Annotated in this window: 11 protein-coding genes; 5 read left to right on the forward strand and 6 right to left on the reverse strand. The window is 72.9% G+C overall.

The window, feature by feature from the left end:
* The 3 genes from A6Q79_RS16780 to A6Q79_RS16790 all read right to left on the reverse strand — a co-directional run.
* The coding region (locus tag A6Q79_RS16780; protein ID WP_317698820.1) for a carboxyl transferase domain-containing protein at positions 1-651 on the reverse strand (651 nt) is incomplete at its 3' end.
* A 64-nt stretch (positions 652-715) separates the two neighbouring features.
* Positions 716-1,897: an acyl-CoA dehydrogenase family protein gene (locus A6Q79_RS16785; protein WP_144433610.1), complete on the reverse strand. Its 1,182-nt coding sequence runs from the start codon at positions 1,895-1,897 to the stop codon at positions 716-718.
* On the reverse strand, positions 1,894-3,642 hold the full coding sequence (locus tag A6Q79_RS16790; protein WP_286689542.1) for an acyclic terpene utilization AtuA family protein: 1,749 nt from the start codon (positions 3,640-3,642) through the stop codon (positions 1,894-1,896). The genes A6Q79_RS16785 and A6Q79_RS16790 overlap by 4 nt, the downstream gene beginning before the upstream one ends.
* 88 nt (positions 3,643-3,730) lie before the next feature.
* On the opposite strand from A6Q79_RS16790, the gene A6Q79_RS16795 reads away from it, so the two are divergent.
* Together A6Q79_RS16795 and A6Q79_RS16800 are read left to right on the forward strand one after the other, a co-directional pair.
* On the forward strand, positions 3,731-4,261 hold the full coding sequence (locus A6Q79_RS16795) for a putative immunity protein (protein WP_067853109.1): 531 nt from the start codon (positions 3,731-3,733) through the stop codon (positions 4,259-4,261).
* Between the two features lie 230 nt (positions 4,262-4,491).
* Positions 4,492-4,827 (forward strand): hypothetical protein, encoded by a 336-nt coding sequence (locus A6Q79_RS16800; protein WP_067853107.1) that lies wholly within the window; start codon positions 4,492-4,494, stop codon positions 4,825-4,827.
* A 22-nt stretch (positions 4,828-4,849) separates the two neighbouring features.
* On the opposite strand, the gene A6Q79_RS16805 is transcribed toward A6Q79_RS16800, so the two are convergent.
* Entirely contained in the window at positions 4,850-5,659 is an 810-nt protein-coding gene (locus A6Q79_RS16805) for a TIGR03084 family metal-binding protein (RefSeq protein ID WP_286689543.1), read from the reverse strand.
* A 1-nt stretch (position 5,660) separates the two neighbouring features.
* Positions 5,661-5,972 (reverse strand): hypothetical protein, encoded by a 312-nt coding sequence (locus A6Q79_RS16810; RefSeq protein ID WP_317698818.1) that lies wholly within the window; start codon positions 5,970-5,972, stop codon positions 5,661-5,663.
* Positions 5,973-6,267: 295 nt separating this feature from the next.
* Between A6Q79_RS16810 and A6Q79_RS16815 the strand changes: the two genes are divergently transcribed.
* On the forward strand, positions 6,268-8,043 hold the full coding sequence (locus A6Q79_RS16815) for a DUF3352 domain-containing protein (RefSeq protein WP_286689545.1): 1,776 nt from the start codon (positions 6,268-6,270) through the stop codon (positions 8,041-8,043).
* Between the two features lie 39 nt (positions 8,044-8,082).
* Positions 8,083-8,484, forward strand: coding sequence for a VOC family protein (locus tag A6Q79_RS16820; RefSeq protein WP_067853100.1), 402 nt, complete (start codon positions 8,083-8,085; stop codon positions 8,482-8,484).
* A 30-nt stretch (positions 8,485-8,514) separates the two neighbouring features.
* Here A6Q79_RS16820 and A6Q79_RS16825 read toward each other — a convergent pair whose 3' ends face one another.
* The gene (locus A6Q79_RS16825) at positions 8,515-8,880 is read right to left on the reverse strand and encodes a hypothetical protein (protein ID WP_286689546.1); all 366 of its coding nucleotides are present in this window, start codon (positions 8,878-8,880) and stop codon (positions 8,515-8,517) included.
* A 101-nt stretch (positions 8,881-8,981) separates the two neighbouring features.
* Between A6Q79_RS16825 and A6Q79_RS16830 the strand changes: the two genes are divergently transcribed.
* Complete coding sequence (locus A6Q79_RS16830; RefSeq protein ID WP_317698819.1) at positions 8,982-9,698, forward strand: hypothetical protein; 717 nt, start codon at positions 8,982-8,984, stop codon at positions 9,696-9,698.
* The last annotated feature ends 108 nt before the right edge of the window (positions 9,699-9,806 follow it).

Consider the following 9,806-nt stretch of genomic DNA (forward strand, 5'->3'; position numbering starts at 1 on the left):
GCCCGACGTCTTCGCGTGCATCGACGCGCCGCCGAGCGACTCGTCGTCGGACTCCTCGCCGGTGGCCATCTTCACGAGCGGCGGTCCGCCGAGGAACACCTTCGCGCCGCCGTCGACCATGACCACGTAGTCGCTCATGCCGGGGATGTAGGCGCCGCCCGCGGTCGAGTTGCCGAACACGAGCGCGACGGTGGGGCGACGGTCCTCGCTCGCGCGGGTGATGTTGCGGAAGCTGGCGCCGCCGGGGATGAAGATGTCCTTCTGCGTCGGCAGGTCGGCACCGCCGGACTCGACGAGGTTGATCGTCGGCAGCCCGTTCTCCTCCGCCACCTGGGCGGCGCGGAAGCCCTTCTTGACCGTGACGGGGTTGGACGAGCCACCCTTCACGGTCGGGTCGTTGGCGACGATCATGCACTCGACGCCCTCGACGACGCCGATGCCGGTGATGATCGAGCCGCCGACGGTGAAGTCGGTGCCCCAGCCGGCGAGCGCGCCGAGCTCGAGGAACGGGGTGTCGGGGTCGACGAGCAGCTCGATGCGCTCGCGGGCGGTCAGCTTGCCGCGCGCGTGGTGCCGCGCGACGTACTTCTCCCCTCCCCCGGCGAGCGCCTTCGCGTGCTGCTCGGCGAGGTCAGCGACGCGCTCCAGCATCTGGGCGCGGTTGTCGGCGTAGGCGGCCGACGTCGGGTCGATGGTGGTCTTCACGGCATGCCTCTCAGTAGCCCAGCAGCTTCGCGGACAGGTCCTTCATCACCTCGGTGGCGCCGCCGCCGATGCCGAGGATGCGGGCGTCGCGGTAGTGGCGGTCGATCTCGGACTCGCGCATGTAGCCCATGCCGCCGAAGACCTGCACGGCCTCGTGCACCACGTGCTCGACGGCGGCGACGGCGACGTTCTTGGCGGTGACGGCGTCGAGGATGAGCGACGGGTCGGTCTTGGGCGTCTCCAGCGAGCGGACCAGCGCCTGCCGGGTCAGGGCCCGCGCGGCCGACGTGCGGGCGTGCATCTCGACGAGCTTGTGGCGGATCACCTGGCGCGCGATGAGCGGCTTGCCGAACGTGTCGCGCTCGCGGGCGTACGCCACGGCGAGGTCGAGTGCCCGCTGGGCGGTGCCGTACGCCTGGACGGCCAGCCCGAGCCGCTCGCCGACGAACTGCTGCATGACGAGGTAGAAGCCGCCGTTCTCCTCGCCGACGAGGTTCTCGACGGGCACGCGGACGTCGTCGAAGGCGAGCTCAGCGGTGTCGGAGCAGTGCCAGCCCATCTTGCGCAGGCTCCTGCTCACCGTGAAACCGGGCGTGTCCTTGTCGATGACGAGCAGCGAGATCCCGGCGTGACCGTCCCCGCCGGTGCGGACGGCGGTCGTGACGAAGTCGGCCCGCACGCCCGAGGTGATGAACGTCTTCGCGCCGTTGACGACGTAGTGGTCGCCGTCGCGCACCGCGCGGGTGCGGATGTTCGCGACGTCAGAGCCGCCGCTGGGCTCGGTGACGCCGAGCGAGCCGATCTTCTCCCCCGCCAGCGTCGGCCGGACGTACAGGTCGACGAGCCGCGAGCCACCGGCGCCCGACGACGCCGCGTCGATGATGTGCGGCAGGGCGATGGAGTGCGTGAACAGGCTGGCCTGCAGACCGGTGGAGCCGCCGGCCGCGAGCATCGCCTCGGTGACGACGCACGCGTCGACGGCGTCGCCGCCGGCACCGCCGACCTCCTCGGGGTACCCGACGGCGAGGAAGCCGGCCTTCGCGGTGGCCGCGTGCAGCTCGCGCGGGAGCTGGCCGTCGTCCTCCCACTGCGGCAGGTGCGGCACGATCTCGCGGGTGGTGAACTGCTCGACGGCGGTGCGCAGGGCCTGCCGCTCGGGGGTCGCGAACAGGTCGCTGTGGGAGGTGGTCACGGGCGTCGTCCTTCGAGGAGTCGGGTGGGCACTGCGGTCACGCGGGCGCGCAGCCACTCACCGACCGCCTTGGCCTGCGGGTCGAGCCGGGTCGACGACGACACGCCCTCTCCCAGCAGGCCGTGGACGACGACGTTGACGCCGCCGAGGTTCGGCAGCGGGTGCACGTCGACGTCGAGGTCGGCGGCCTCGGGCAGCATCCCCTGCACCCAGCCGGCGTTGACGATGCCGACGAGCCACGCGACGGCGTCGGCGCGGCGCGGGTGGTCGGCGGGGATCCAGAGCCCGACGTTCGCGTCGCCGCCCTTGTCGCCGGAGCGCGCGTGCACGAGCTCGCCGAGCGGCCGGGGCTGGCTCGCGCCGAGGTCGGGAGCGGCGGTCACGTCAGCCGGCTCCACCGCGACGTCGGCGGTCGTGGCGGGTGGGGCCACGTCCTCACGTCGGCCGTCGGCGTGCACGACGACGTGCGGGACCTCCGACTGCGGCACGTACGCCGGGCGGTAAACGCCGTACGGCGTGCCGCGCCCGGGCGGGGCGGTGAGCGTGAAGCCCGGGTACGACGCGAGCGCGACGTTGACGAACGCGTCGCTGAACGCGCGGCCGACCGGCTCGGGCCGGCTGCTCTTGGCGGCGCACCGCAGGTAGGACGTGGCCGAGGCCTGGGTGGGCGGGTCGTAGACGTCGGTGCGGTCGAGGGTCCACACGAGCTCGTCCGGCGGGTCGTCCTGCAGCGCCGCCTCCACCTCCCGACGCACCCACGCGGCCTTCGCCTCGATGTCGAGTCCGGTGAGGAGCAGGTCGACGCCGTTGCGGAACCCGCCGAGCAGGTTGAGGCAGACCTTCGTGGTGGCGGGCGGCGGCGTGCCGCGGACGCCGCTGATGCGGACCCGGTCGGGGCCCTCCTGCGTCAGGGCGAGGGTGTCGAGGTGCGCGACGACGTCGGGGTTGAGGTAGGCCGGACCCTGCACCTCGTAGAGCAGCTGTGCGGTGACGGTGTCGACGGTGACGGCTCCGCCGGTCTCCGTCGTGCCGGTGCTCGCGTGCTTGGTGATGACGCTGCTGCCGTCGGCGTCGACCTCCGCGACGGGGAAGCCGAGCGGACGCCAGGTGTCGAGAGCGCGGAAGCCGCTGAAGTTGCCGCCGGTGGCCTGCGTGCCGCACTCGATCACGTGGCCGGCGACCAGGGCGCCGGCGAGCGCGTCGAGGTCGTCGCGGCCCCAGCCGTGCGCGTGGATGGCCGGACCCATGACGACCGAGGCGTCGGTGACACGGCCGGTGACGACGACGTCGGCGCCGGCGTCGAGCGCTGCGGCGATGCCGAACGCCCCGAGGTAGGCGTTGGCGGTGAGCAGGCTGCCTCCGCCGACGTCGCTCAGGCCGAGCTCGGCCGCCCGCGGCAGCAGGTCGTCACCCTCCACGTGCGCGACCTGCACGTCGATCCCCTGCTCCTGCGCCAGCTCGCGGATGCGTGCGGCGAGGCCGGCCGGGTTGAGGCCGCCGGCGTTGGCGACGACCTTCACGCCCTTCTCGCGGGCGAGCGCGAGTCCGTCCTGCAGCTGGCGCAGGAAGGTCTTCGCGTAGCCGGCCTCGGGGTCCTTCATCCGGTCCTTGCCGAGGATGAGCATGGTCAGCTCGGCCAGGTAGTCGCCGGTGAGGTAGTCGAGCTCGCCGCCCTCCAGCATCTCCCGGAACGCGGTAGGCCGGTCGCCGTAGTAGCCGGAGCAGTTGCCGATGCGGACGGTCACCTCGGCAGCATCGCACCGGACGTTACAAACAGTCAAGCCTGCTTGTTTGTTCTTGGACGGTCCGCCGACTACCCGGCACCATGAGGGCATGCCCACACCGCCCGGTCTCGACCTCACCGTCGAGGAGCTGCGCGCCGTGGTGCGGTTCGCGGCTGCCTGCGCTGCCGACGTCCTGCCCGTCTTCGAGTCGGCCGTCGACGACGACGCGCGTCCGCGAGAGGCGCTCGACGCCGCGCGGGCCTTCGCCGACGGTGCCGCGCGCTCGAACCGTCAGCGCACGACCGCCTTCGCCGCCCATCGGGCCGCCCGGGACGCACCCGACGAGGTGGCCCGTCTCGCTGCACTGGCCTGCGCGGACGCGGCGGGCGCGGCCTACCTGCACCCGCTCGCCCAGGCGACCCAGGTCGGGCACGTCCTGCGGTCGGCAGCCTGCGTGGCACGAGTCGCCGAGCTGCGCGGCGAGGACGTCGGGGTCGTGCGGGCCACACTGGCCGAGCGCGCCGCGCCTCCTGTGCCCGCGGTGCTGCGCCGTTACCCCCGGCCTCGGCGCGGTCGCACCCGGCTGGAGGAGCTGCTCGTCGTCCTGGACACGGCAGTGCGCGGCAGCGACGCGCGCTGACCTGCCGCATCCACGTGCGAGCGGTCCGCGCTACGCGTTCTCCTCCTCGCGGCTACTGAGTTCTCGGTCGGGCCCGTCTGACCTCGCCTCGACGCGCGCAGGGTGGGACGAACTGCAGCGGCACCGGGACCGTTGCGCCCTCCTCGGAGCAGGGAGCCACCGATGACACCTCACATGACCAGTGGCCCGTTGATCGACCAGGCCGCCCGCACAGGCGGCGGCGACCAGTCATGAGCAGCCTGGTCAACGAGCAGCCGGCGCCCACCACGGGCGGCGTGCCGCTCCCGCAGCCGCGTCCCGTGTGGGTGGGCTGCCTGTGGCAGCACGACGACGGGCCGATGAAGGAGACCGTGCCGGCGTGGGCCACGCACCGGTCGGGAAAGCTGATCCTCTGCGACTTCTGGGACCCGAGGACCGGCGACGAGCGAGCCCACTGGATGGAGGCGTCGTTCGTGCGACCTCGCCCGATCCGCACCCGCACCCCGCAGCTGCGACGGCACCCGGCGGCGGCACCGAGCCCCCGCACCGTCGTGCCGGGCACGCCGCGACCACGGTCGCAGGAGTGACGCAGGCGCCTGCGCTCGGGCCTCAGCGCTCCGAGAGCCGCTTCGGGTCGGCACCGGGGAGTCCGGCGAAGGCCTGCGCGACGTCGAGCCAGTGGTCGGCGTCCGCGCCGTCGGCCCGGACGTCGACGTCGTCGCGGTGCCGCCGCCGCGTCGCGAGCAGCGCGAAGTCCCACGCGTCGCCCGTGACCCGCTGCTCCGCGCCCTCCTCGCCCCACGTCCACCTCTCGCCCGACGGCGCGGTGAGCTCGACCCGCACGTCGCTCGTCGGCGGCTCCTCGCCGCGCATGACGTAGGCGAAGCCGCGGGTGCGGACGCCGAGGTGGCAGACGTGCCGGACGCGGTCGGTCCGGGGCACCTCGATGCCGAACGTCTCGGCGACGTCGTGCGCGTGCGCCCACGTCTCCATGAACCGGGCCGACGCCATCGACGTCGGGCTCATCGGCGGACCGAACCACGGGACGCGCTCCCCGTCCGGCACGGCGCGCAGCGCGTCGGCGAGGGCCTCGCGACCGGCGCGCCAGGCGTCGAGGAGCATCGGCACGGGCTTCGCGGCCCAGGTGTCGGCCGCGGTGTCGACGTACCCGGTGGGGTCCTGCGCGGCCTCCTTGAGCAGCGCGCCGAAGGCCTCGGCGTCGGTGACCGCCGCGAGCGACGTCTCGTCGGTCCAGGCCAGGTGGCCGACCTGGTGGGCGACGGTCCAGCCCTCGGGCGTGGTGACGGCACCCCACTCCTGGACCGGGAGGTCGGCGACCCACCCGTCGAGCTGGTCGCCCTCGGCGGTGAGGTCGGCGAGGACCTGCTCGAGTCGTTCCCGTGGGCTCGTGGATGACATGTCAGCGCTCCAGTCCGGTGTCGAGGGTGACCGCCCAGGCGTCGAGCACGGCGGCCCGGCGTCGGCTGTCGTCGGTGAGGGTGCCGGCGAGCCCGAGCCCGCGCAGCAGGTCGAGCGTGGCCTGGACGAGCTCGCGGTTGCGACCGCGCTGCTCGTCGACGTCGAGCAGCTCGAGCGCGTACGCGTGCGTCTCCCGACCCACCCGACGCTCCAGCGGTGCGACCGCCTCGCGCAGGTCGGGGTCGGTGCGGGCGGCCACCCACAGCTCGAGCGCGGCGAAGAAGACGGGCGACGTGAACTGCGCGGCCAGCACGTCGAGGACGGCGCGCGTCCGCCCACGTGCCCGACCAGCCGAGCTCCACGAGGCACTCGACGGTCGCCTCCATGAGCCGCAGCCGCATGGCCGCGGTGCGCTCGGCCTGCGGCGTCCGGGTCGTCGTCACGGGAGCATCATGGGCGCACCGCGCACAAACAGGCAAGTCTGACGGTTAGTTCGGAGGTCTGCACGCCCCGCCACGTGGCACACGTCTCGTACGTCCTGCCCACTTCTGGTTCGCAGCGGGGTCGAGGATCGGTACGCTGCGACGCACCCATTCTTCGGAGGACCCATGAGCGACGAGACGCCCACCAGCCCCCCGCCCCCGCCGGCGCCCGACGGCGCGGCGACCCCCGACGCCACCGTCGAGCAACCCGCAGCGCCCGAGGCCGCACCCGCCAGCGGCGGCGGGAACGGCAAGAGAGTCGCGCTCGGCATCGGCGCGGTCGTCGCCGTGGCTGCCGTCGGTGGAGGCGCCTACGCCTGGACCCAGCTGTCCGGCGGCGGCACCCAGCCCCACGACGTGCTCCCGGCCGACACCATCGCCTACGTCCGGCTCGACCTCGACCCGTCGGCCAGCCAGAAGATCGACCTCTTCCGGCTCGCACGCCGCGTGCCCGAGCTGTCGCAGGAGCTCGGCATCAAGGACGAGGACGACGACCTGCGCAAGATCGTGCTGGAGGACGCGCTGAAGGGCTGTGACGACGTCGACTACGCCAAGGACGTCGAGCCGTGGCTCGGCGAGCGCGTCGGCCTGGGCGTCGGCCCGAACCTGCAGGACGAGGAGGAGTCGCTGCGGATCGCCGTGCAGGTCACGGACGAGACGGCCGCGAAGGCCGGCATCGGCAAGCTCTTCGGGTGCAGCGGCGAGGAGTTCGGCATCGGCTTCCTCGACGGCTACGCCATCGTGACGCCCACCCAGAAGAGCGCCGACGCTGCGGTGAAGGCCGCGTCGACGAAGTCCCTCGCCGACGACGCCGACTTCGCACGCGACCAGGACGCGCTCGACGAGCAGGGCGTCCTGTCCGGGTGGGTCGACGTGAAGGACGGTCTCGCGGCGATCAAGAAGGCCGGCATCGACGACGTGCTCGGCCCGGACGCCGCCCAGCTGGAGACAGTCGCCGACGAGACCAGCAGCCTGGCGTTCGCGCTCTCCGCCTCGTCGACGTCGCTCACCCTCGACGCCGTCGCCCACGAGGGCGACAAGCCGACGAAGCTGCCGCAGGTCCGCGGTCTCGGCGCCCTGCCCGACGACACCGTGGTCGGGCTGACGGTGCCGGGCGGCGGCAAGGCCGTCGAGGAGAACTGGGACGAGATCAAGACCAGCCTGGGCGACCTGCTCAGCCTGCGGGACTTCTTCACGGTGCCCGGTCTCGGCTCGCCCAGTCCGCAGCCGGAGTTCGACGCCGAGGCGTACGCGGCCGATCCCGAGGGCTACGAGGAGGAGTACCTCGCCCAGCTGCAGCAGCAGACGGCCCCGCCGTCGGCGAGCAGCGCCGACGTCGACGCGACGCTCGAGGAGATCGAGAAGACCCTCGACGTCACGCTGCCCGACGACCTCGTGACGCTCCTCGGCGACGCCTTCTCGGTCTACGTGGGTCGCGAGGGCCTCGAGGACATCGCCGGACCGCAGGGTCCTGCCGACCCGGCCGACGTGGCCGTGGGTCTCGTGACGGAGGGCGACGAGGCGAAGGCTGCCGACCTCGCCGACCGCCTCACGGCGTCGCTGCAGCGTCTGGCCGGCGTCGAGCTCGCCACGTCGACGGGCGACGACGCGGTCTCGATCGCGACCTCGCCGAAGGTCGCGAAGGAGCTCGTCGAGGACGGCGACCTCGCCGGCACCGACCTCTTCTCCTCGGTGATCGACGGCGACGGCGAGGGCGGCGGCCTCTTCGTCGACGTCGGCGCGATCCTCGACGCCGTCGCCAAGGCCGAGCCCGCTGTCGAGCAGGACGACGTGTTCACCAGCCTGCGCAACATCGCGGCCGTCGGCTTCAGCAGCACGAGCCCGCAGGACGGCTACACCGGGTTCTCGGCGTCGGTCGCGTTCACCGAGCGGAAGCAGTAGTCCTCGACACCCGGGTGGAGGTGTGGGAGGAATGACGGCATGACGTCGTTCGTCTCCCACACCTCCGTCGACTGCTCCGACGCGTACGAGCTCAGCGAGTTCTGGAAGCTGGTGCTCGGCTACGTCGACGTCGCCGACGACCCCAACGAGCCCGGCCACGAGGAGTGCATGATCCTCGACCCCGAGACCGGCCACCAGCTGCTGTTCATCGAGGTGCCCGAGACCAAGACGGTGAAGAACCGCCTGCACCTCGACCTGCGCCCCCGGACTGGCACCCGCGACGCCGAGGTGGCTCGGCTGGTCGCGGCCGGCGCCACGCAGGTCGCCGACCGGCGCGGCATCCACGGCCCAGGGTCGGGCTGGGTCGTGCTGGCCGACCCCGAGGGCAACGAGTTCTGCGTCCTGCGCTCCCCCGAGGAGCTCGCCGGCGAGACGGCCTGACGCAGCCCGGCCTCCGCGCCCGCGGGTGGGCTAGGTGCGGGCGTCGAGCGCCCGGCGCAGCAGGGGGCGCCACCGCGGCTGGTCCACGGTCGTGAGGGCCAGGCCGGCCGTGACCACGACCGCCACGACCCACGCACCGACCAACATGACGGTGACCCCTTCGTGCACCGCGCGCGGCAGGAGCGTGACGGTGCCGAGCACCACCGCGACACCGACGAGGCCGGCCAGCGACAGGTCGATCGCGCGACCCACGGCATCGGTCCAGCTCGCGTCGCGGCGGACCCCGAACCACGCCGCCACCCCGAACAGCAGCACCAGGCTCAACAGGTCGATGCCGCGCGCGAGGGCCACCAGGGGCAGCAGCACGATGACGGCCTGGAGCGGACGGGGGCGCACGGATGCCATCCTGCCAGCCAGATTTTTCTGAAGAATTGGCCAAGAATCGCGCCGATGTGATCGGATGTCCTCACCGTCCCCCGATCGAAGTGAGCCGACCCATGCGCCGACTCGTCCTGTCCCTCCTCCTGGCACCCCTGCTGTGCCTCGTCGGTCTCGCCGCTCCGGCGTCCGCCGCGCCGGTGATCCAGGAGTTCACCGTCAACGGCTCCTCGACCGACCTGACGCTGCAGCCCGGTGAGGAGCTCGACGTCGTCTGGGACGTCACCAGCACCGAGACGCCCACCGTGACCGCCACGGGCACCGGCTGGTCGGGCACGCTCGACCCGTCCGGCACGCAGCGCGTCGCCGGCCCGGAGGCCGGGGAGTCGCTCACGTTCGGCCTGGAGACCACCGACTCCACCGGCACCACGTCGGCCACGACGATCACGGTCACCGCACAGGACGAGCCCGACGGCGTCACGCCGCCGCCTGTCGTCGTCCAGGGCTGCACCGTCGTCGTGCCGCGCTCGGACTCCTTCGACTACGGGCTCGCCTACTTCGGCGACACCGAGGACACCGAGCCCATCGAGGCCGGTACCTACCGGGCCTCCTCCCTCACCTTCGGCGGCAACATCGACGTCACGATCGTCGCCGAGCCGCGCGCCGACGTGACCGTCGCCGACGGCGCCGTCACCACGTGGGACGTCCCGAGCGGCGAGGACTGCCAGAGCGAGCTGTTCTCGGTGAGCACCGCGCCGTGCAGCTTCACGGTGCGCTGCTGGCCGGGCGCCAGCGTGAACTGGCCGTCGGCACGCTCGGCGTCGCCGTCGCCGTAGAGGAACTCGATGGGGCTGCCGGTGATGTTGCGCACCGTGAAGCTGCACGGCGCGGTGCTCACCGAGAACAGCTCGCTCTGGCAGTCCTCGCCGCTCGGGACGTCCCAC

The organism is Aeromicrobium sp. REDSEA-S32_B7 (genome assembly GCF_001626145.1).
Classification (GTDB): Bacteria; Actinomycetota; Actinomycetes; order Propionibacteriales; family Nocardioidaceae; genus Aeromicrobium; species Aeromicrobium erythreum.